16 protein-coding genes, 1 tRNA gene and 2 pseudogenes are annotated in these 20,863 nt (G+C 70.0%); 4 read left to right on the forward strand and 15 right to left on the reverse strand.

The genetic code is table 11. The features are described from left to right. Window positions 1-36 precede the first annotated feature (36 nt). Window positions 37-2,124 carry an FUSC family protein gene (locus tag YWW_RS0116555; RefSeq protein WP_155830213.1) on the forward strand — a complete coding sequence of 696 codons (2,088 nt, stop codon included), beginning with the start codon at window positions 37-39 and terminating at the stop codon, window positions 2,122-2,124. 125 nt (window positions 2,125-2,249) lie between these two features. On the opposite strand, the gene YWW_RS31075 is transcribed toward YWW_RS0116555, so the two are convergent. The 4 genes from YWW_RS31075 to YWW_RS0116575 form a co-directional block, all read right to left on the reverse strand. Next, on the reverse strand, window positions 2,250-2,744 hold the full coding sequence (locus tag YWW_RS31075; RefSeq protein ID WP_081687524.1) for an NUDIX domain-containing protein: 495 nt from the start codon (window positions 2,742-2,744) through the stop codon (window positions 2,250-2,252). A gap of 43 nt (window positions 2,745-2,787) precedes the next feature. Further along, window positions 2,788-3,000, reverse strand: a complete 213-nt coding sequence (locus tag YWW_RS0116565) for a hypothetical protein (protein ID WP_081687525.1) — start codon at window positions 2,998-3,000, stop codon at window positions 2,788-2,790. A gap of 104 nt (window positions 3,001-3,104) precedes the next feature. Then, window positions 3,105-3,890, reverse strand: a complete 786-nt coding sequence (locus YWW_RS0116570; RefSeq protein ID WP_051815667.1) for a Bax inhibitor-1/YccA family protein — start codon at window positions 3,888-3,890, stop codon at window positions 3,105-3,107. A gap of 141 nt (window positions 3,891-4,031) precedes the next feature. Continuing rightward, window positions 4,032-5,750, reverse strand: coding sequence for a bifunctional metallophosphatase/5'-nucleotidase (locus YWW_RS0116575; protein ID WP_026930977.1), 1,719 nt, complete (start codon window positions 5,748-5,750; stop codon window positions 4,032-4,034). Between the two features lie 407 nt (window positions 5,751-6,157). Here YWW_RS0116575 and YWW_RS0116580 point away from each other — a divergent pair, with 407 nt between their 5' ends. Beyond that, window positions 6,158-7,351 (forward strand): acyl-CoA dehydrogenase family protein, encoded by a 1,194-nt coding sequence (locus YWW_RS0116580; RefSeq protein ID WP_026930978.1) that lies wholly within the window; start codon window positions 6,158-6,160, stop codon window positions 7,349-7,351. Window positions 7,352-7,434: 83 nt separating this feature from the next. Here YWW_RS0116580 and YWW_RS0116585 read toward each other — a convergent pair whose 3' ends face one another. The 7 genes and pseudogenes from YWW_RS0116585 to YWW_RS0116615 all read right to left on the reverse strand — a co-directional run bounded on the left by YWW_RS0116585 (window position 7,435) and on the right by YWW_RS0116615 (window position 13,092). Then, window positions 7,435-8,016, reverse strand: coding sequence for a GAF domain-containing protein (locus tag YWW_RS0116585; RefSeq protein WP_026930979.1), 582 nt, complete (start codon window positions 8,014-8,016; stop codon window positions 7,435-7,437). Between the two features lie 13 nt (window positions 8,017-8,029). Continuing rightward, a pseudogene (locus YWW_RS35180) lies at window positions 8,030-8,632 on the reverse strand (GTP-binding protein); the annotation flags it as partial. Then, the gene (locus YWW_RS0116595) at window positions 8,610-8,981 is read right to left on the reverse strand and encodes a DUF742 domain-containing protein (protein WP_026930981.1); all 372 of its coding nucleotides are present in this window, start codon (window positions 8,979-8,981) and stop codon (window positions 8,610-8,612) included. The pseudogene YWW_RS35180 and the gene YWW_RS0116595, both read right to left, overlap by 23 nt. Then, window positions 8,981-9,415 carry a roadblock/LC7 domain-containing protein gene (locus YWW_RS0116600; protein WP_026930982.1) on the reverse strand — a complete coding sequence of 145 codons (435 nt, stop codon included), beginning with the start codon at window positions 9,413-9,415 and terminating at the stop codon, window positions 8,981-8,983. The genes YWW_RS0116595 and YWW_RS0116600 overlap by 1 nt, the downstream gene beginning before the upstream one ends. After that, a complete protein-coding gene (locus YWW_RS0116605; RefSeq protein WP_081687541.1) occupies window positions 9,415-11,184 on the reverse strand; it encodes an ATP-binding protein in 1,770 nt (589 codons plus the stop codon). Before YWW_RS0116605 ends, YWW_RS0116600 begins: the two co-directional genes overlap by 1 nt. Before the next feature lie 399 nt (window positions 11,185-11,583). Next, window positions 11,584-11,666: transfer RNA gene (locus YWW_RS0116610), tRNA-Leu, on the reverse strand. A 247-nt stretch (window positions 11,667-11,913) separates the two neighbouring features. Continuing rightward, window positions 11,914-13,092: an FAD-dependent oxidoreductase gene (locus tag YWW_RS0116615; protein ID WP_026930984.1), complete on the reverse strand. Its 1,179-nt coding sequence runs from the start codon at window positions 13,090-13,092 to the stop codon at window positions 11,914-11,916. Between the two features lie 107 nt (window positions 13,093-13,199). Here YWW_RS0116615 and YWW_RS31080 point away from each other — a divergent pair, with 107 nt between their 5' ends. Together YWW_RS31080 and YWW_RS0116625 are read left to right on the forward strand one after the other, a co-directional pair. Then, complete coding sequence (locus YWW_RS31080; RefSeq protein ID WP_051325927.1) at window positions 13,200-13,820, forward strand: TetR/AcrR family transcriptional regulator; 621 nt, start codon at window positions 13,200-13,202, stop codon at window positions 13,818-13,820. Between the two features lie 10 nt (window positions 13,821-13,830). Then, window positions 13,831-14,316, forward strand: a complete 486-nt coding sequence (locus YWW_RS0116625; RefSeq protein ID WP_081687527.1) for an NUDIX domain-containing protein — start codon at window positions 13,831-13,833, stop codon at window positions 14,314-14,316. Window positions 14,317-14,395: 79 nt separating this feature from the next. On the opposite strand, the pseudogene YWW_RS38030 reads toward YWW_RS0116625, so the two are convergent. The 4 genes and pseudogenes from YWW_RS38030 to YWW_RS0116650 all read right to left on the reverse strand — a co-directional run bounded on the left by YWW_RS38030 (window position 14,396) and on the right by YWW_RS0116650 (window position 20,844). Beyond that, window positions 14,396-16,554, reverse strand: a pseudogene (locus YWW_RS38030) (ABC transporter ATP-binding protein). A gap of 3 nt (window positions 16,555-16,557) precedes the next feature. After that, the gene (locus YWW_RS0116640) at window positions 16,558-17,478 is read right to left on the reverse strand and encodes an ABC transporter permease (RefSeq protein WP_026930988.1); all 921 of its coding nucleotides are present in this window, start codon (window positions 17,476-17,478) and stop codon (window positions 16,558-16,560) included. Next, a complete protein-coding gene (locus YWW_RS0116645; protein ID WP_026930989.1) occupies window positions 17,471-18,520 on the reverse strand; it encodes an ABC transporter permease in 1,050 nt (349 codons plus the stop codon). Before YWW_RS0116645 ends, YWW_RS0116640 begins: the two co-directional genes overlap by 8 nt. 626 nt (window positions 18,521-19,146) lie before the next feature. Further along, window positions 19,147-20,844 carry an ABC transporter substrate-binding protein gene (locus YWW_RS0116650; RefSeq protein WP_026930990.1) on the reverse strand — a complete coding sequence of 566 codons (1,698 nt, stop codon included), beginning with the start codon at window positions 20,842-20,844 and terminating at the stop codon, window positions 19,147-19,149. Window positions 20,845-20,863: the final 19 nt, after the last annotated feature.

Below are 20,863 nucleotides of genomic sequence, written 5' to 3' on the forward strand. Positions count from 1 at the left end.
CACCACGAGGCGCGGCGGGGCGGATAGCCTGGCGGTGTGGTTAATCCGGGGGTCGCCGAGTCGCTGCGGCGCGTGGGCGGGGACCTGCGGTCGTGGACCGCGGGCGAGGCGGCGCCGGTGCTCGCGACGCGCGCCGCCGCCGGGCTCGCCGTCGCCATGGTCGCGGTGCAGCTCCTCGGCCTGCCCGGCTGGAGCGAGGCCGCCGTCATCGGCGCCTGGCTCGGCGGCGTGGGGCTGCTCACGCCGGGCACGCGGACCGAGCCGGGCGTCCCGCTCCTGATCGGCCTGTCCAGCGCCGGAGGCCTCCTTCTCGGTGCGCTCGGGCACCCGGTGCTCCTGGTCGCCGCGGCGGCGGTCTACGCCCTGGTGCTGACGTTCCTCAGCTCGATCTCCCAGGCCGCGGGCGTGACCTTGACCGTCTCGGGCATCGCGTTCTTCCTCGCCGGGCACTTGACCGAGCACACCGCGCCGGGGGCGGCGGCGGCCGCGGTGGGCGCGGGCGCGGCGGTGCAGGCGCTCGGCTCGCTGCTGCCGCCGCGCTACCGGTGGGCGCACGACCGGGGAATCCTCGCCGAGGCGTGGCGGGCCCTCGCCGAAGACGCCGACACGCTCGCCGCCGAGCCGAACGCGCCGTTCCGGACCGAGGCGCTCGCCGAGGCCGCCCGCGAACTGGACCGGCGGCGGGCCCTGCCCGCCGCGGTCAGGGACGCGCGGATGCAGATCTACGCCCTGTCGGCGGCGATCGGGCGCGTCGCCTCGGCGCGGGCCCGCGCCGACGCCCGCGAGGCGGACACGGTCGCCTTCCACTCCGAGGCGCTGCTGCTGGGGGCGCGGCTGCTGCGCCATTTCGCGGACGAGATCACCGCCCGCCGCCCCGCCGCGCTGGACTGGGACGAGCTCCTCGACGGGCTCGCCCGCAATCCGGTGGCGACCTCGACCGGGACGATCCCGACCGAGATCAGCGGCCTGTTGCGGACCCTGCACGACACCGAGGGCTACGCCAGCCGCATCGCGACCGGCTCGGACGACGTCATCGCCGACCCGGCGCTGGCGTACGCGACCGGGCAGGCGCGGGAGGAGGCCGAGCAGCTGCGCGGCCGGCTGCACTGGACCGATCCGACGGTGCAGCACTCCTTGCGCCGCGCGGGCGTCATCGCTTTGGCGACGGCGCTCGGCTTCGCCTGGCCGAGCGAGCACGGTTACTGGATCCCGCTGACGGCGTGGATCGTCCTCCAGGCGGACTTCGCGGGGACGCTGACGCGCGGGGTGACGCGAGCGCTTGGCACGTTCGGCGGTGTCGTCGCCGCTTCGCTGCTGGGATTGGCGATCCCTGAGGAGCCGCTGGGGCTGAGCCTCGTGGTGCTCGCGTGCGCGCTGCTGGCCTATTGGACGCGGCCGGTGTCGATGCTGGTGTTCGCCGCGGCGGTGGCGGCGTTCACGGTGTTCCAGATCGACCTGTCGGGGGACGATCCGCTGCGGGCGGCGCTCGACCGGGGCGTCTCGACGGCGATCGGGGCGTCGCTGGCGATCGGCTTCTACATGCTCGCGCCGACCTGGCAGACCCGCCGCCTGGGCGATCTGCTCGCCGAGCTGGTGGACGCCTACAGCGACTATGCGCGGCTGGCGCTGGACCGGCAGGCCCATCCGGGCGACTACGACTCGAAGCTCATGCACGCGGTGATCGACGAGGTGCGTCTGAAGCGGGCGGCTTTGACCACGGCCGCCGACCAGGCCAAGGCCGAGCCGGTGACCGCGCGCGGGCCGCTGTCGGCGGACGTGCTCGGCGCCGAGGAGGCCTTGTCGAAGGCGGCGCGGGCGCTGGTGGCGGTGAACGCGAGCGTCGGCAGGGACGAGGCGAAGCCGCTGCCGGGCGTGGAGGATTTCGCGGCCGCGGTGGACGCGGCCTATCGGCGGCTCGCGGCGCTGGCGAGGGGGGCGTCCTCGCCGGGCCCGGTCGATCTCGCCGCGGCGGCGCAGCGCCTGGACGCCGAACTGGCCGAGGGGATCACGGAGACCAGGACCCGCAGGAGCGTGCTGCGCTGGGAGGTCGACAACCTCGTCGAGGCCCTCGACGACGCGGGCCTGCTGATGGCCGACTGGAGCGAGGGCTCGTCGGTTCACTGAGAGCGGTCGCGATGAGGACAGCGCAGCGAAGGCGGCTCGCGGGCGGCGCGGTGCCCTGCCGGGAACGGCGGTCGTCCACGGAGACGGGTCCGCGCAGAGCCGGAGCCGTCCGCAGGTGCTCCCGCTCATCCGAGCAGGTCGAGTCCTTGCCGTCCCCTCGCCGCGGCATGGCGTGCCACCGCCTGCGGAAGGAAGCGGTCGTGGCCCCAGTCGATCGCGGCCGACGCCGCGGGCCGGAACTCGCAGCGCATCCGAATGCCGTGGTCCCCGTCGTCGCTGACGATCGTATGGTCCCAGGCGTCCCGCGGGTCTTCCGTCGACAACCAGCTGTAGGTCGTCACCTGCACGCCCTCGAAGCTGCCGGGGGTCCGCAGGAGCGTGTTGCCGAGCACCTCCGCGAAGACCGCGCCTCGCACTCCCGTCTCCTCGACGGTCTCCCGGACCGCCGCCTCGGCCGGGGTCTCGTTCGGGTGCGCCCCGCCGCCGGGGACCTGGACTCCGGCCTCCGGATGGTCCCGGTGCACCAGCACCAGGACCTCGACCGGTCGTCCCGGCGATGATCGAAGCACGTATGCGGCGGCCCGCTGGCGGAAGGCCATCGGCGTCGGGGGTGTGGACATCTCACCAGTTTCGCAAAGCCGCCTGTGCGGCGGCGGATCGAGTTCAGAAGAGCCGTTCGCGGGCTCGCGCGATGGCCGCGTCGGCCGCTTCGCGCTGCTCGGCGGTGAGGCGCTCGGCCACGTCGAGGAGGTCGAGGCCGACGACCTGGAGCTGCTCGGGCAGGTGGAGGTCGCTGGCCAGGCGCGGGACGGGGCGCCTGGGCTCGCCTTCGGCCTCGGCGCACACGTCGGCCAGCGCCTGGACGAGCGCGTGCATCGACTCGGCCCGGCCGCCTGAGGACCAGCGAGCGGGCGACCAGTGGCGCGTGCCTTCGACGACGCGCCCGATCGCCCGCTCCAGGCTCGGTTCGGTGCTCAGGACTACTCCTGGAAGTAGCTCAGCAGCCGCAGCAGGTTCCAGTACAGGAAGATCAGCCCGGCGGTGAGGCCGAAGGCCCCGGCCCAGGCGTACTTCTTGGGGGCGCCGGCGGCGGCCGACTGCTCGATCATGTCGAAGTCGAGGATGAACGAGAACGCCGCCCACAGGGTGATGGCGATGGCGATGATCCACTGGAGCGCCGAGACCGACTCGCCGGGGGCGGCGAACAGGCCGAGGTCGGCGCCGAACATGCTGCCGACGAAGTTCACGAGGGTCAGCGCGAGGATGCCGAAGCCGGCGCCGACGATGACCTTGGTGAACATCGGGGAGTTCTTGAGGATGCGGAACTTGTACAGCGCCAGCATGCCGCCGAACACCAGGACCGTCGCGAGCAGCGCGTTGACGACGATGCCCGGGTACATGTTCTCGAAGACGGCGCTGACGCCGCCGAGGAGGAGGCCCTGTCCGATCGCGTAGACGAAGCACACGATGGGGTTCATCACGGGCCTGAACATCGAGAACAGGATGACGCCGATGCCGACGACGGCGCCGATGCCGCCGAGGGTGAACGCCATCGAGACGGCGCTCTCGTCGCCGCTCTCGATGCCGCCGGCGACCATGCTCCAGGTGACGATGGCGGCGACGAAGGTCGCGCCGATCAGGGCGACGGTGCGGACGATGACATCGTCGATCCGCATGGTCTGCACCTGCGGCGCCTGGGTCATCTGCCCGTAATGCCCGTACGCCGCGCCCATGTGCTGCTGCTCGTTGTACTGGGTCTTCATCATGTTTCTGAGGGATGAGTTTCTGCTCTGAGGCATGTCTGCGGTCCTCCGTATATGTCAGGGCCTTACCAACACTATCCGGTCGCTGCCCGAACGCGTAGGAGCGGCGGGGGATGCCGTTCCCTCCGCCGCTCCGCGGTGTCGCTAGATGACGTTCACTCTGCCGGGTTCGGGGGCCGCGACCGGCCCTTCCGCCGAGGAGTGCTCGGCGAACCACGCTTCGAGGGCGACGAGGTCGACCTCGCCGAACAGGCGGTTCTGGCCTTCGGCCAGGACGTGGAAGGAGTCGCCGCCGTCGGCCAGGAAGGAGTTGACCGTCACGCGGTAGGTCTGCTCGGCGGCGATCGGCTCGCCGTTCAGCATGAGCGAGTCGGCCACGATCTGGTCGGTGCCCTCCAGGGAGGTGTCCCAGGTATAGGTGAAGCCCTCGGAGACCTGGAGGAACAGGGTCGTCTCCCGGTCCTCGCCCGGGAGCTGCTGCTGGAGCATCGTCAGGATCTGCGCCCCGGTGAGGTCCATGGTGACCAGGTAGTTGTTGAACGGCTGGACGCTGAACAGCTCCGCGTAGGTCACGACGCCGTCCTCGCCGTGGAGCAGGTCGGCTCTGACGCCGCCGGGGTTCATGAACGCGATCTCGGCGCCGCCGAGGCCGGGGTCGGCGGTGCGGTCGAGCTGGGCGTCGGCGATGAGGCTGCCGAGGGCGAACTCCTCGGCGCGGGTGTCGCCGCGGGTGATGTCCTCGCTGATGTGGCCGACGACGCGGTTGGCGACCTCCTCGACGTCGTCCTGGTAGCCGGCGATGAGCTCGGACTGGGCGGCGTCGGGCTCGACGTCGCGTTCGACGACGGTGTTGGAGCCGGTCACCGAGGAGCGGACGATGTCCTTGGTGCGCCTGTCGTAGGTGGCCTCGATCTCGGTGAACACGCGGCCGTAGGAGGACGCGGAGGTGACCATGCGGGGCTGCCCGGCCGGGTCGGGCACCGAGCAGACGTACTCCTGGTGGGTGTGGCCGGTGACGACGATGTCGATCTCGGAGCTCATCTGCTCGGCGATGTCGACGATGGGGCCGGACATGCCGACGCCGGAGCCGTCGAGGGACTCGCATTCGTGTCCGGTGTCCTCTTCGACGGGGTAGCCGCCTTCGTGGAGGAGCACCACGATCGAGTTGACGCCCTTGTCGCGCAGCTCCTCGGCGTACTTGTCGGCGGTCTCGACCTCGTCGAGGAACTCGATCCCCTCGATGCCGGACTCGGCGACGATGTCGCCGGTGCCCTCGAGGGTCATGCCGATGAAGCCGACCTTGACGCCGCCGCGGAACTGCTTGATCCAGTACGGCTCGAGGACCGGCTCGCCGGTGTCCTCGTCGACGACGTTGGCGCCCAGGTAGGGGAATTCGGCGCCCGCGTAGTCGTCCTCGCCTTCGATGTGGCGGTAGAGGTCGTCGATGCCCTTGTCGAACTCGTGGTTGCCGACCGAGGAGACCTCGACGCCCATGGCGCCCAGCGACTCGATCGTCGGCTCGTCGCCGAAGGCGGCCGACAGGAACGGGCTGGCGCCGATGAGGTCGCCGGCGGCGACGGTGGTGCTGTAGCGCTCGCCCTCGCGGGCCTCGGCGAGGTGGGTGGCGAGGTATTCGGCGCCGCCCGCGGGCACTTCGACGCCGTTCTCGTCGGGGTGGGTGAGCCCTTCGCCGGCTTCGATGTTGCCGTGGAAGTCGTTGATGGCGAGCAGTTGGAGGTCGACCTCGCGGCCGTGCCCGTGGCCCCCGCCGCTCGACCAGCCGCCGGCGGCGAGGGTGGCGGCCGCCAGTCCGGCCGCGGCGAGCGCCGCGGTCAGGCGGCGTCTGGGTTTCATGGTGAACATGGCTCTCCCGAATTCAGTGTGGGGACGGCGCGGGGCTCCTCGCTCCGGTCATGATCCAATCATGGGACGCTTGCGTCTTCGTCAATACAACATAACGGACGGGCGAAGCCCGCATAACGGCTCCGCGCGACCCGCGAGAAGGCTTTCCGTTACCACGGTCGGCTGATTCGCGCACCCCCCACTCCCGCATTGTGGGAGTAGTCGATTGTGTTCAATTCCCTTGGGGCACAACAGAATGTTACCGCCCCGTAACTTCCATATGTCCACAAAGCTTACCCTTGCCCCATCCGATAACGGTTGCTACAGTCACTCCGAGAAAGTTTCAGATAACAGCTCGTCGTGTCTTGGTGGGGACCGCTGACCGAGCGGTGGACGGGCGAGCCCCGACTGCCCGCAGGGGGTACCCTATGACCGGTTACTTCACCGACGACCAACACGACGTCCTGCGAAAAGAGGTCCGGGACTTCGCCGAACGCGAAGTCAGGCCCCGCATCCCCGAAATGGAAGCCACGAAGTCCGTCCACCACCGATTGTCGAGGATGATCGCACGCCAAGGCTGGCTCGGGGTCACCATCGGCCGCGAGTACGGCGGGATGGGCATGGGGCACTTGGCCAAGACCATCATCATCGAGGAGCTCTCGCGCGTCTCCGGCGCCATGGGAGCGATGGTGCAGGCCTCGCAGCTCGGGGTCGCCAAGATCCTCCACTTCGGCAACGAGATGCAGAAGCGGACCTGGCTCCCCGTCATCGCCTCCGGGCGGTGCCTGCCGACCATCGCGGTCACCGAGAGCGCCTCGGGCGGCCACGTCCTGGGCATGCAGGCCACCGCCGTCAGAGACGGCGGCGACTACATCTTGAACGGCCACAAGGTCTTCGTCGGCAACAGCCACGTCGGCGACGTCCACGGCGTCGTGGTCCGCACCGGACCGGGCTCGAAGGGCCTGTCGGCGTTCCTGGTCGAATCCGACCGGGCCGGCTTCGCGCTGGCCCCCCAGCAGCCGACGATGGGCCTGCACGGATTCAGCTTCGGCGAGCTGGTGTTCGACAACTGCCGCGTGCCGGCCACCAACATGCTCGGCACCGAGGGCGACGGGCTCTCGGTCGCCTACTCCTCTTCAATCCTCTATGGACGTGCGAACTTGACGGCCGTGTCGCTCGGGATCCACCAGGCGATCCTCGACGCCACCGTCGCCTACGCCTCGGAGCGGACCCTCTACGGCAAGCCCCTCCACGAATTGGACAACATCAAGCAGAAGATCGGGCAGATCCAGTCGCGGCTGATGACGGCCAGGATCACCGCCTACCACGCGGTGCACCTGCTCGACCAGGGCCTGCCGTGCGACGTGGAACTGATGAACGCCAAGCTCGTCAACGTCGAGTCCGCACTCGACTCGGCGAGGGAGGCCATGGAGATCCACGCCGCCGCCGGGCTCTCGACCGAGCGCCCCGTCGAGCGGTACCTCAGGGACGCCTTCCACATCTTCGCGCCCGCGGGCACCTCGGACATCCAGCGGCTGCGGCTGGCCGAGGAGGCGCTGGGGCGCTCCCGGGGCCAGTGGTCCGAGCGGATCGTGGGCGGAGATCCGGTCGCCGTCGGCTAGGGCAGGTCTGGAGGGATCGGCCAGACCATGCCCGAATCGACGGCGATGAACGCAGAGGAGGCGGCATACGCTGCCTCCTCTGTCTACGCGCCCGTCCCGCCGCTGGCGTTCCGCTCACGGATCCGGTCCATGACCTTGGCGGCCATGGACTTGATGACGTCCAGACCGGGGCGACCCCACTCGTGGGTCTCGGTGTCGACCACGCACACCGTCCCCAGGGTGTTGCCGTCGTCGTCGATCAGGGGCGCGCCCAGATAGGAGCGGATCCCGATCTTGTCGACCACCGGGTTGCCCGCGAAGCGCGGGTAGTCGCACACGTCCCCGAGCACGAGGGCCTTGCCGCGCACCACCACGTGCGGGCAGTAGCCGTGGTCGCGGTCCATCTCCCGGCCGACCTCGGGCGGCGGCTCGGCACCGGCGAGGGCCTGTGAGGCGGCGTCGGGCGCGGGCGCGGCCAGTCCCGCGAAGTACTGGCGGTCCTCGTCGATGAAGTTCACCATCGCATAAGGCGCACCGGTGATCTCGGTGAGCTCCTTGGCGAGGTCGTCGAACTCGGGATCGGGCTGATCGCCGATCCCCAGCTCGCGCAGCCGCCGCACCCGCTCGGGCGCGGTGGGGTCGTCGGGCGTGATGGTGAGTCTGAAGTCTTGTTCCGAAGTGGTCATGCACCTCTCCTAACGGGGCGGTCGCGGCAGCGGCCGACATCAGATGCTTGGTCAACGTGACCAGCACCAACGTAGCGGAGCGAGGATCGCGCGCGTCGCAGCAGACGATCGGGATATTCGGTTTGAGGTCCAGCGCGGCCCGCACTTCCTCCGAGTCGTAGTGGTACGACCCGTCGAACTCGTTGACCGCCACGATGAACGGCGTGCCGCGCCGCTCGAAGAAATCGAGCGCCGGGAAGCAGTCCTCCAGCCGACGGGTGTCGGCCAGCACCACCGCGCCGAACGCGCCGTCGGACAGCTCGTTCCACATGAACCAGAACCGGTCCTGGCCGGGCGTGCCGAACAGGTACAGGATATGCCGCACATCGAGCGTGATGCGTCCGAAGTCGAGGGCGACGGTGGTGGTCACCTTCTCCCCCAGGCCGGTCAGGTCGTCGGTGCCGATGCTGGCCGTGGTGATGGTCTCCTCGGTGCTGAGCGGCTCGATCTCGCTCACGGCACCGACGAACGTGGTCTTGCCGACCCCGAAGCCCCCTGCGACGAGGAGTTTGATGGCGGTGGGCAAGGCTTGCGGTTGTTGTGCAGGCGAGCGGTCAGAGTCGCCGTTGTAGGCCATTGAGGAGTGCCTCCAATACGGTTCGGTCGGTGGGATCGATGGCGGGGTCGGGCGAGTGGGCGGTCACGGCGCCGCAATCGACGAGGTCGGACAGCAACACCTTGATGACCATGGCGGGGAGCCGCAGGTGGGCCGACACTTCGGCCACCGAGATCGGCTCCCTGCACAGCAACAGCGCTTCGGCGTGCTCCGCCTCCAACTGCGAGGGCCTCAGCTGCCCGGTCGACCGGACCAGCGAGAGCAGGTCCAGCTTCGCGGTCGGGGCGGTGCGTCCATTGCTGACCGTGTACGGGCGGACCAGCGGACCGGCGTCGTCGTCGAGCAGCGGATGGTCCTCGTAGTCGGACATCAGCCCACCATTTCACCGCTGGTGGCCGCGGGGCGGCGAACGGGCGTCTCCAGGTAGGGACGCACGCTCTTGACCAGGATCGACATCTCGTATCCCAGGACGCCGGCGTCGGCCTCGCGCCCGGCCGTCACCGCCAGGACCGCGCCGGAGCCGGCGGTGGAGACGAACAGCAGCGTGTCGTCGAGCTCGGCCACCACCTGCCTGACGCCGCCGTTCGAGCCGAACTGGGCGCCCGCGCTTCTCGCCAGGGAGAACATGCCCGAGGCGATGGCGGAGAGCTGGTCGGCCTGGTCGGTGCCGAGGCCGTGGAACGCCTTCTTGATGCCGTCCGAGGACAGCAGGAGGGCACTGCGGGTATGGGGCACCCGCTTGATCAGACCGGCCAGCAGCCAGCCGAGATCCGTCGCTTGCGCCGCTGCCTCATCGCCTGCCATTAGGCCTCCTCGTTTCGGTAGGGAGTAAGGGAACTGTCCGGACTGGGGATCGGGGGTTCGTCCGCCGCGTCGGCCCGGTACTGGCCTTGCTGGAACGCCTTCATGAGGCCCGGGTCGTGGCCGGCCTCGGACCCGCGAGCGACCGGCTGCGGCGCTTCGCGCAGCTGCGGGGCGAGGTGGGTCTGCTTGTTGCGCTTGGGCAGCGCCGGGCGGGTGTCGCTCTCGGCGCTTCGGGGGCGGCCGGAGCCGTTGAGGGCCGGCATCTCGGCGGTGTCGTAGCCGCCCGAAGCGGGCTCGTAGCCGGCCGAGGGGGATGCGTAGCCGTTGGTGACGCGCGGCTGCTGCGGGAAGTGGCCGGTGCCGGCGACCGGCTGCGGGCGGGAGTGGCGGCCGGTGTCGGCCGAGACCGCGGCCAGCTGCACCGACGGCAGCGCCGGGAGCGTGTCCGGCGGCGGGGAGGGCACGCGCACCGGCATCTGCTGCGGGACGGGCGCGGCCGGGATCTCCTTGGCGGCGGGTCGCTCGGCGGTCTCGCCGAGGAGGTCCTCGCCGAGGACGGTGACCGCCTGCGTGCCGCCGAAGATGTTCGACTGGAGCTGCACGGTCAGGTTGTGGCGCCGCGCCAGCGAGGAGACGACGTAGAGGCCGATGCGGCCGTCGGCGAGGAGCTCGTCGAGGTCGACGTCGTCGGGCGAGGTGAGCATCGTGTTGTAGCGGTCGCGCTCGTGCTGCTCCATGCCCAGGCCGCGGTCCTCGACCTCGACGGCGAGGCCGGCGCGGACGCGCTGGACGCGGATGAGGACCTGCGTCTGGGGCGCGGAGAAGGTGGTGGCGTTCTCGACCAGCTCGGCGACGAGGTGGATGACGTCGGCGACGGCGTGGCCCTTGAGGGTGCCCTCGATGGGCCGCACCAGCTTGACGCGGGCGTACTGCTCCACTTCGGCGACGGCCGAGCGGAGCGCCTCGTAGACGTTGACCGGTCGGCTCCACTGCCGGTGGGAGGTGGCGCCGCCGAGGACGGCGAGGTTCTCGGCGTGGCGGCGGATGCGCGTGGCGAGGTGGTCGACCGAGAACAGGCCCTTGAGGAGGTCCGGGTCCTCGACCTGGTTCTCCAGCTCGTCGAGCTGCTCGATCTCGCGGTGCACCAGCGACTGGAGGCGGCGGGCGAGGTTGACGAAGATGCCGACGCGGGGGTGGACGGCGGCGGTGTCGATCGCGCCGGTGTGCGCGGCGGCGGGCGCGCCGCTCGGCCGCGGGACGCCGCGGGCGGCGATGGCGGCGGCGACCTGGCGGAGCTGCTGGGCCTCGGCCGCGAGCAGGCGGAGCGACTCGGCGGTGGTGGCGCCCTGGTGCGCCTCGGTGGGCATCGGGATCGACCAGCGCTGGTCGGGGGGCACGGTGCGCTGGAGGTCTTCGAGGGCCTGCCAGATCTTGTAATGGGTCTCCACGGTCGATCGGCGGACGGCGGCGACCTGGCGGCCGAGGTCGGCGTCGATCTTGACCGCGGTGTGGACGGCCAGGTACGCGACCATGGCCAGGAAGACCGCGGCGGTGCCGACCACGACGGCGGGCATCCAGGCCGGGTCGGAGGCGGTCTCGGCGCGGGAGAGGAAGACCGCGACGCCGGCGCCGAGGACGACGGTGGCGCCCAATGGGAGCAGGGCCAGGCGCAGCAGCCGGGACTTGAAGCCCGGGGAATCGCCGGGTTGGTCCCGCGCCGGCCCTTCCTGTTGATACGTATGGGTTGTGGACCGAGGTGTTTCGGGCATCGCCATCCTCACGACACAGGCCAATCGACTTCGCGATACCTTAAAGTGGCAAAGTCATTGCAGCAGAAGGGAAGCGGCTCCCCGCCGTTTGGTTCGACACGATGGTATCAGCGCTCATTCCCTGGATAGCACGCGTACCCATCTCAGTCAACATCGAGATGAACCAGACTCGGAGTCCGCTATCGGGCGGGGCGGACGCCGGAGATCCCGCTGAGCAGGCGCCCAGTCGCGATGCGTAATCGGAGGTGGAGCGGGTACGTGCAATGTGGGCTTCACCCGTTCGGGGAGCCGCCCGGCGCAGAGCAATCGACATCGATAAATGCTTTTGCCCTTTTCGGAGCCGTGGACCGCGGTGGGGTTCGCCCCGATCCTCTTGACAGCCTTGCACACTCCCCGTAGTGCCCGAGACGGGACTCGAACCCGCAAGCCGCGCGACGGCCAGTTTTAAGCTGACTGTGTCTACCAGATTCCACCACTCGGGCCCATATGCCTGACACGCTAGCGGGAAATCGGGTGCGATGGTTCCCTCGAACCCGTCCGATGGGACCGATCAAGGGCGAGAACCTGTTTTGTCGGGAGTACGACACTTCAAGTAGGTATCTATTCCGGACGCCGACGTGAACGGCGCCGCCGTCGGACGTGGACGCCGTGGGACGGTGGGGCATCGATCCGACGGGGCGCCTGATGCTCTTGGGGCTCATGGTGTCGGCAGTGCGGGTGATGCGGACGCTAGCGCGCCGATCGGACCGAGCGCTGCACCAGCTGCCGGAGGCCGGGCAGCCGTATGGCCCGCATCGTCAGTTCGTTCATCCAGATGTGGGCCCGGGTGGGCGGCGCGAACTGGGCGATGCCCCTGCGGGCCAGGGCCTGGCGCTTGCGGACCTCGGGCCGCAGCTCCGCTTCCCAGTCGGCCAGCGCCGCAGCGACGTCGCCGTGCCGTTCCAGGGCGGCGCCGAGCCGGTCGGCCCCGGCGAGCGCCAGGGCCGCGCCGTATCCGGCGAACAGCGTGACGCACCAGGCCGCGTCGCCGAGCAGCGCGACCCGGCCCCGGCTCCAGCCGTCCATGACGATCTGGCTCACCGAGTCGAAGTAGGCGCCGCCGGGGTCGTCGCGGAGCCCGGCGAGCGCTTCGGGCACGCCGCCGCCCAGGTCGCCGAAGGCCTCGGCGAGCGCTCGCGCCGGTCCGCGCTCCAGCTCGGATTCGGGGTCGGCGGCGCGGTAGGCGAAGAACGCGGAGGACCGGTCCGGCCCCAGGTTGACGACCGCCGCGGTCCTGCGCGGCCCGATGAAGGTGGTGCCGCTGCCTTCGGCCGGCTCGCGCGGCGTGCGGCGCAGCGGGAAGGCGCCGACCATGTGGTGCAGGTCGACCCGGTGCTCGGGCTCGGGCCCGAACAGCAGCCGGCGGACGCCGGAGTGGAGTCCGTCCGCGCCGAGCAGCAGCTCGGCCCGCTCGGTCGTGCCGTCGCTGAGCGCGACCGTGACGCCGTCGCCGTCCTGCTCGACCGCTTCCACGGTGGTGCCGAAGCGGAACTCGGCGGTGTCCCGGACCGCCTCGTACAGCACCGATTCCAGGTCGCCTCGGAACACCGAGATCGCGCGGGGGCCGACGGCGGCCGCGACCACCGCGGCGGGGACGGTCAGCTTCGGCGTGCCGTCGGCCTTGACGAGGATCGAGGTGAACAGGCCCAGGTCCCGCTCGGCGAGGGCGGGGAGGATGCCGAGGCGTTCGGCGGCGTCGTAGCCGCCGCCGACCAGGTTCAGCATGTAGCCGCTGCTGCGGCGGGCGGGGGCGCGCTCGGCGATGAGCACCTGCCATCCGGCCCGGTGCAGCCGCATCGCGGCGGCCAGGCCGGCGATGCCGGCGCCGACCACGATCGCTCGGCGTTCTCCGCTGTCGTTCCGTGTCATCGTCGCTCGGTTCCCTTCTCAGTATGAGCATGTGTTCATTCCTAGTATGAACGATTGCTCAAACTCGGCGCGCCCACCCGCGGGCTTCGGCCGATAGACTGGGGCGCGTGCCACGAGGTATCGCGATCCCCCAGCTCAGGCAGCAACTCTTCGCCTCCGCCGAGCGGGTGGTCCTGCGCGAGGGCCCGGCCAGGCTCAGCGGCCGCGCCGTCACCGTCGAGGCCGGTGTGGCGGCCGGGCTGCTCCACGCCCACTTCGCCGACCTCGACGACTTCCTGACCGCCTACGCGGTCGACCGGGCCTTCGTCGTCGCCGCGGCCGCGGCCGCGCTGCCCGAGCGGGCCGGGAACGGCGAGGTGGCGGCGAACCTGTGCGAGGCCCTGCTCGCGATCCCCCGGCCGACGCTCACGGCCCTGGCGCGGCTGCTGGTGCTGCGGCCCGACCTCGTCGGGCGCGTCCACACGGTGCTCGGGGACCGCACGGCGGGACTCGAGGCGATCGAGCGGGCCGCCGCCGACTACCTGCGGGCCGAACGGCGCCTCGGCAGGCTCGCCGAGTCGGCCGAGCCGGAGGCCCTGGCCTTGGCGCTCGTGGGCGTGCTCCACCATCTGGTGCTGACCGAAGGAGCGGCGGACGAGCTCCCCGACAGGCTCCGGCACACCGTCACGGCGCTGCTCGACGGCACGACTCGGTCGCGGCCCCAGGGCGGCCGCGCCCTCGGCCGTTAGGGTTTCGCCCATGGCTCACACCGGACCGCCCCCGCGGGAAGTGCTCGACGGCTTCTCGACCTCGTACGCCGTGGCGTGCGCCCTCTTCACCGACGTCGAAGGCCGAGTACTGCTGGTCAAGGCGCACCACCGCGACCACTGGCAGTTCGTCGGCGGCATGGTCGACAAAGGCGAATCGCCCCATGAGGCATGTGCTCGCGAGACCAAGGAGGAGATCGGACTGGACTCGCCGACCGGTGAGCTGCTGGTGCTCGACTGGGTCCAGCATGAGGCGTTCGTCGCCGCGCCCATGACGATCTACCTGTTCGACGGCGGCGTCATCGACGACCCCGACCTGATTCGGCTGCAAGCCGAGGAACTCGAGCGGTTCGGATTCTTCCCGCCGGACGAGGCGGCGTCCCTGTTCCCGGCGGCTCATCGGGAGCGCCTCGGATTGGCCTTGGAGGCGCGGCGCACGGGGAAGGCCGCGTACCAGCCGTCGCGCCGCCCAGTGTGACCCGAAGGCCCGCCGAAGCGCCGTGAGCAGCGGCCGGGGCCGCCCCGCCCGACGGCGGGACGGCCCCGGTTCCGGTGTCTCAGACGAGCTGCTTGGGCTCGGCGTAGTGGCAGGCCGCGCGGGTGCGGCCGGCGTGATCGGACCGCAGCAGCGGCTCGATCTCGATGCACTTGGCCTGCTCCTCCTCCGACAGGGTCTGGAACAACTGGCACCTGGTGCGGAAGCGGCAGCCCGAAGGCGGGTTCGACGGGCTCGGCACGTCACCGTAGAGCACGATCCGCTCCCTGGCCCGCTCCTTGCGCGGGTCCGGCAGCGGGATCGCCGACATCAGCGCCTGCGTGTACGGGTGCGCCGGGCCGGAGAACAGCTCGTCGGTCGTGCCCTCCTCGACGATCTTGCCGAGGTACATCACCGCGACCTTGTCGGCGATGTGCCGCACCACCGACAGGTCGTGCGACACGAACAGGTACGACAGGCCCAGCTCGTCCTGGAGGTCCTCCAGGAGGTTGATGACGCCGGCCTGGATCGACACGTCCAGGGCGCTGACGGGCTCGTCGAGCATGAGCACCTTCGGCTCGAGCGCCAGGGCCCGGGCGATGCCGATCCGCTGGCGCTGGCCTCCGGAGAACTCGTGCGGGTAGCGGTTGCGGTGCTCGGGGTTGAGCCCGACGATCTCGATGAGGGACCGCACCTTCTGCCTGCCGCCGTTCTTGAACAGGCCGTGCACGCGCAGCGGCTCGGCGATGATCTCGAACACGGTCATGCGCGGGTCCAGCGACGCCATCGGGTCCTGGAAGACCAGCTGGATGTCGCGCCGGATCGGCCGCATCTGGGAGCGCGAGAGCTTCGTGAGGTCCCTGCCCTCGTAGAGGACCTCGCCGGAGGTCGGCTCGATGAGGTTCATCAGCAGCCGCGCGGTGGTGGACTTCCCGCAGCCGGACTCGCCGACCAGCGCGAGCGTCTCGTTCGCGCCGATCTCCAGGCTCACCCCGGAGACGGCGTGGATCGCGCCGATCTTGCGCCGCACGATCCCCTTGGAGCGCACGGGGAACTCCTTGACCAGGTTCTTGCCGGCGATGACCGGCGAGGCGGCGGACTGCGGCGTGTCGAGCATGGCGTTCACTCGTCCTCCTGAGGATTGGTCTCCTGCGCCTCTTCGGCCTCGACCGCCTCGACGGCCTCCTCGACCTCGAGGTCGGTGGCCACGGGCGCGAACACGTCGTCGGGCCGCTTGCCCTCCAGATCCGAGGCGAAATGGCAGGCGGCCACGTGGCCGCTGTCGCCGGCCGGCAGCAGCTCCGGCTCGACTTCGGCGCAGACGTCCTGGTGCATGGGGCACCTGGGACGGAACGGGCAGCCCGAGGGCAGGTGCAGCATCGACGGCGGCGTGCCGTGGACGGGGGTGAGGCGGTGGCCCCGCTCCTCGTCCATGCGCGGCAGCGAGCCGATCAGGCCCAGCGTGTAGGGCATGCGCGGCTCGTAGAAGATCTCGTCGACCGTGCCCTGCTCGACCGGGCGCCCCGCGTACATGACGAGGACCTCGTCGGTGTGCCCGGCGATGACGCCCAGGTCGTGGGTGATCAGGATGAGCGCGGCGTTGACCTCGTCGCGGGCCTTCTCGAGCGCCTCGAGGACCTGGGCCTGGACGGTGACGTCCAGGGCCGTGGTGGGCTCGTCGGCGATGATCACGTCCGGGTTGTTCGCCATCGCGATCGCGATGACCACGCGCTGCCGCATGCCGCCGGACAGCTCGTGCGGGTAGGCGTCGACGCGCTGCGCCGGGTTCGGGATGCCGACGATGTCGAGCAGCTCGATCGACCGCCGCCTCGCCTCGGCCTTCTTGACGTCCGGGTAGTGCACCCGGATGGCCTCGGCCAGCTGGAAGCCGACGGTGTAGACCGGGTTGAGGCTGGTGAGCGGGTCCTGGAAGATCATGGAGATCCGCTTGCCGCGCACCTCCGAGAGCTCGGCGTCGCCGAGCCCGAGCAGCTCCTCGCCCTCGAACTTGGCCGAGCCGGTGATCTCGGCGGTCTTGGGCAGCAGGCCCATGATCGCCATGGAGGTCACGGACTTGCCCGAGCCGGACTCGCCGACGATGCCGAGGCTCTGACCGCGCCTGAGGTCGTAGGAGACGCCCCGGACGGCGTGGACCGGTCCGTCGTCGGTGGGGAAGGTGACGTTCAGGTCGCGCACCTCGAGGACGGTGTCCCCGGCGATGCCTCTGCTTTCGTTCGCCATTGCTTATCGCCTCACCATCGTCTGCCGGGGGTCCATGGCGTCCCGCAGACCGTCGCCGACGAAGTTGATCGTCAGCGCGATCAGGATGACCATGACCCCGGGGATGTAGAACAGGTACCACTCGTCGTTGAACGCGGCCGCCGAGCCGGCGTCCTGGATCAGGAGCCCCAGGGAGGTGTCGGGCGGCTGGATGCCGAGCCCGAGGAACGACAGGGTGGTCTCGGACAGGATGGCGAAGGCGATCTGGAGCGTGGCCGAGACGATGATGACGCTCATCGTGTTCGGGATCAGGTGCTTGAAGACGATGTGCCCCGACGAGCCGCCGACCGCTCGCGCCGCCTCGATGAACTCCTTCTCGCGGAGGCTGAGCACTTCGGCGCGCACCGCGCGGGCGGTCGAGAGCCAGCCGAAGGCGGCCAGGATGAACGCCATGTGGTACCACTTCGAGCCGCCGTCGATCGAACCGGCGATGGCCGCCGCGATGACCAGGAACGGGATCACGAACAGCACGTCGACAACGCGCATGAGGATCGAGTCGACGGCGCCGCGGAAGTAGCCGGCCACGGCGCCGACCACGGCGCCGAGGAAGGTCGAGCCCACCGCCACGACGAGGGCGACGAGCAGCGACTGCTGCGTGGCCTTCATCATCGCGCCGAGCATGTCCCGGCCGGAGGCGTCGGTGCCGAAGGGGTGGGCCAGCGAGGGGCCGGTCGAGGTCGACGGCAGCTGGTCGGGGTGCAGCCGGTGGTCCCAGGTCCACACCCACGGCCCCACGAAGGCAAACAGGACGATGAGCACGAACAGCACCAGGCTGACCACCGCCATCCTGTGCCGGAAGAAGCGGCGGGTGATGAGCGCCCACTGGCTGCGCTCGGTCGTGGTGATGGCCTCGTTCTCGAAGCGGTTCACGGTGGTGTCACTCATAGCGGATCCTCGGGTCAAGCACGCCGTACAGCAGGTCGGAGACGAGAACGCCGATGAGGACGACGATCCCTGAGATGAGCAGGTAGGCCATCATGGCGAAGGTGTCGCCGTGGATGATCGCATCGTAGGAGTACCCGCCGAGGCCGTCCCAGCCGAAGATCCGCTCGATCACGATGACGCCGCCCATGGCGCCGGCCAGCGAGATCGGCGCGAAGGTGGCGATCGGGATGAGCGCGGTCCGCAGGGCGTGCCGACGCATGACGGTGCGGTTGCGCACGCCCTTGGCGCGGGCCAGCCGCACGTAGTCGGAGTTGAGGACCTCCAGCATCGAGGCCCGCTGGTACCGGGACATGGCCGCGTAGCCGGTGAGCGCGAGCGCGACGGTGGGCAGGATCAGGAAGGGCAGGGAGTCCACGAAGACCTCCCACGGGGTGCCCCTGAAGCCGGTGGAGCCCTCGCCGTAGGTCTTGAAGATGCCGGTGTTCAGGCCCTTGTTCAGCTGGATCGCGGCCTCCTTGAGCAGCTGCGCGAACCAGAACGTGGGCATGGCCAGGGCCAGGAAGCCGATGAACGTCAGCGAGTAGTCGAGCTTCGAGTACTGCCTGACCGCGCTGAGCACGCCGGTGAGGATCGCGATGCCGATCGAGGCGATGGTCGCGGCGAGCACCAGGCGGAGGGTGATCCAGAAGCGCTCGGAGATCTCCTCGCCGACGTCGACCGAGGAGCCCTCGGTCGAGGGCCCCCACTCGCCTTGGAGCACGCCGATGTCGCCGTTGGTCTCGCCCTCGTTGTCCCAGACGACGAGGTCGTCGCTGCCGGTGAGCCAGAGCCAGTAGCGCTCGGGCATGGAGCGGTCGTAGTAGAGCCGCGCCTCGATGGCGTCGATGGTGGACTGGGGAACCTCCTCGCCGCCCTGCTGCAGCTCGAACACCTGCTGCGCGACCGGGTCGCTGGAGGAGTCGATGAGCACGAAGGCGAGGATCGACGACCCCACGAGCACGGGGACCATCAGCAGGATCCGCCTGATTATGAAAACGACCATGTTGCCTCGCTACTGACGTTCACTGGGTCGGACGGCGCGGGCCGTCGCGGTGGGCGGTGTTCGGTTTTCATGGACCCCCATTCGGCGACGTTGTCGAGCGCCCGCTGCCGCGAAGCCCGCTCGCCGCGGACGTTCACCGGGTTGTCCGAGATCATAGTGGCCGCCGGGCCGTCGGTGACCGAGAGCACAGGGGCGCCTCCGCCGGAGTGGCGGCTCGCGGGCTCGTCGACGCGGGATTCGAGGGAGCCGGCCGAAGCGGCGCCGGGGGCACCGGGCGGCGCCGGAGTCGGCCCGGTCGCGGCCACGGCCGCGTGACGCTTCGAGTGCATGGTCCCTCTCATGGAAGTCCGCCGGGGATCGGGCGGGCGGTGATGTGGTGAAAGCGGCAGCGCGGAAGGGCCGCCGACGCGCCATTCAGCCTTCCACGACCGAGCCGCGATCGTCTCCCCCGAACCTCAATATGAGCTTTGTTCGTAGTGATTTCGTTATTCACAGATTCCGGGCGCGGTGACCATTGCGCCTCGGTGACGGGGTACGACCGGTTTCTCCGCGACCGACGCGGGACACGCGGCGGGGCCGGCCACCGGCCGGCCCCGCTCCGTTTCATGACGGTTCACACGCCCCGATTACTCGGCGACGCTCCATTCGCTGACGTTCCACAGCGCACCCGACTGGGTGTTGCCGTTGGCCTCGAGCCCTTCGACACGGGTGTTGAAGAGGGTCGCGACCGGCGAGTCCCACAGCGGCAGCACGTAGGCGTTGTCGACCACGGTCTGGGTGGCGGCGTTGGCGGCGTCCGCGGCGGCGGCCAGATCGTTGGTGGCGGTCACCTGGGCGAGCTGCTCGTCCAGGCCCTCGACGGTGAACTTGCCGTAGTTGGACGAGGAGTCCGACTTCCAGTACTGCTGCGGCGCGGTAGTGAAGGCCGGGTTGCCCGACCAGCCGTAGGAGATCATCTCGAAGTCCGCGGCGGCCAGGACGGAGCCCAGCTCCTCGTCCGGGAACGGCGTGACCTCGACGTCGATGCCGATCTCGGCCAGGTAGGCCTGGCTCAGCTCGGCGATCTGCTTGCGGAGGGCGTTGTTCTGCGAGTAGCTGAAGCTGATGGTCACGACCTCGCCGTCCGGGTCGACGAGCTTGTCGTCGCCGTTCCAGGTGTAGCCGGCCTCCTCGAGGATCGTGCGGGCCGCGTCCGGGTCGCCGGTGCCCTGCGTGGTCTGGCCGACGATGTCCTCGTAGAACTCGCTGTCCTCGCGGAAGATGTGGTTGTTCTTCACCGAGACGTCCTGGTCGGGATAGACGCGTTCGATCAGGTCCTGGCGGTTGATCGCGGTGAAGATCGCCTGGCGCAGCGGCACGTCGGTGATCACGGTCGTGTTGAAGTCGATGTGGGTCCACACCGAGCCGACGTACTCCTCGTAGCCGAGGGCCTCGTCCTCTTCGAGCGGAGCGAGGTCGTCGGTGGTGTAGGTGGTGACCCACACGCCGTCGATGTTGCCCTGGCGCAGCTCGGTCACGACGTTCTCGATGCCGCCCTCGACGACCTGGATGGTCAGCTCGTCGAGCGCGGGCTCGGTGTCGCCCTGGTAGTTCTCGTTCGGCTCGTAGCGGATGAAGTCGCCCGGCTCGCCGTCGACGGGGACGTACGGGCCGACCGACCAGGTCGGCAGGTTCTCGGTCAGCCACTGGGAGGCCTCGGCCATGACGGCCGGGTCGGTCATCCAGTCGGCGAAGCCGGCCTCTTCCACCATGTGGCTGGCCACGAGGAAGCCCGACTCGCCGTCGAGCCCGCGGAACGCCCACTCGGGGTTGACGTAACCCTCCTTGTAGGTGAGGGTGATCTCGTTCTCGGCCGTCTCCTCGATGGATTCGACGTTCGCGCCCCAGTCGGTCGACGCCGGAGCGCAGATGTCGACGTCGCAGTGCTCGGGCAGGCCGGAGGTCGAGTGCCAGGTGAAGATCATGTCCTCGACGCGGACGGGCTCGCCGTCGTTCCACTGGGCGTCCGGGTTGAGCGTGTACTTGACGGTGAGCGGCGCTTCGCTGACCAGCTCGGGCGGGGCCGCGTAGAGCTGCTCGGGGTAGAAGGCCTGGCCTTCCGGGTCGAAGTCGATGGTGGCCTGCGAAGGGCTCAAGGCCTGGTTGAGGTAGCTGTTGTTGCCCTCGCTGGTGTAGGTGTTCCACGACTCCCAACCGGAGTCGACCGCCCAGGTGACCGAACCGGACCCTTCGTCATCGCCACTGCCGCCGCCGCACGCCGTCAGAGCGAGTGCGCCCGCGGCAGTCGCCGCGAGGCCCGCGATTGCTCTCCTCTTGAGAGTCATTGATTCCTCCATCTGTCTT

Origin of the sequence: Glycomyces tenuis DSM 44171, assembly GCF_000427885.1 — a bacterium.
Classification (GTDB): domain Bacteria; phylum Actinomycetota; class Actinomycetes; order Mycobacteriales; family Micromonosporaceae; genus Glycomyces; species Glycomyces tenuis.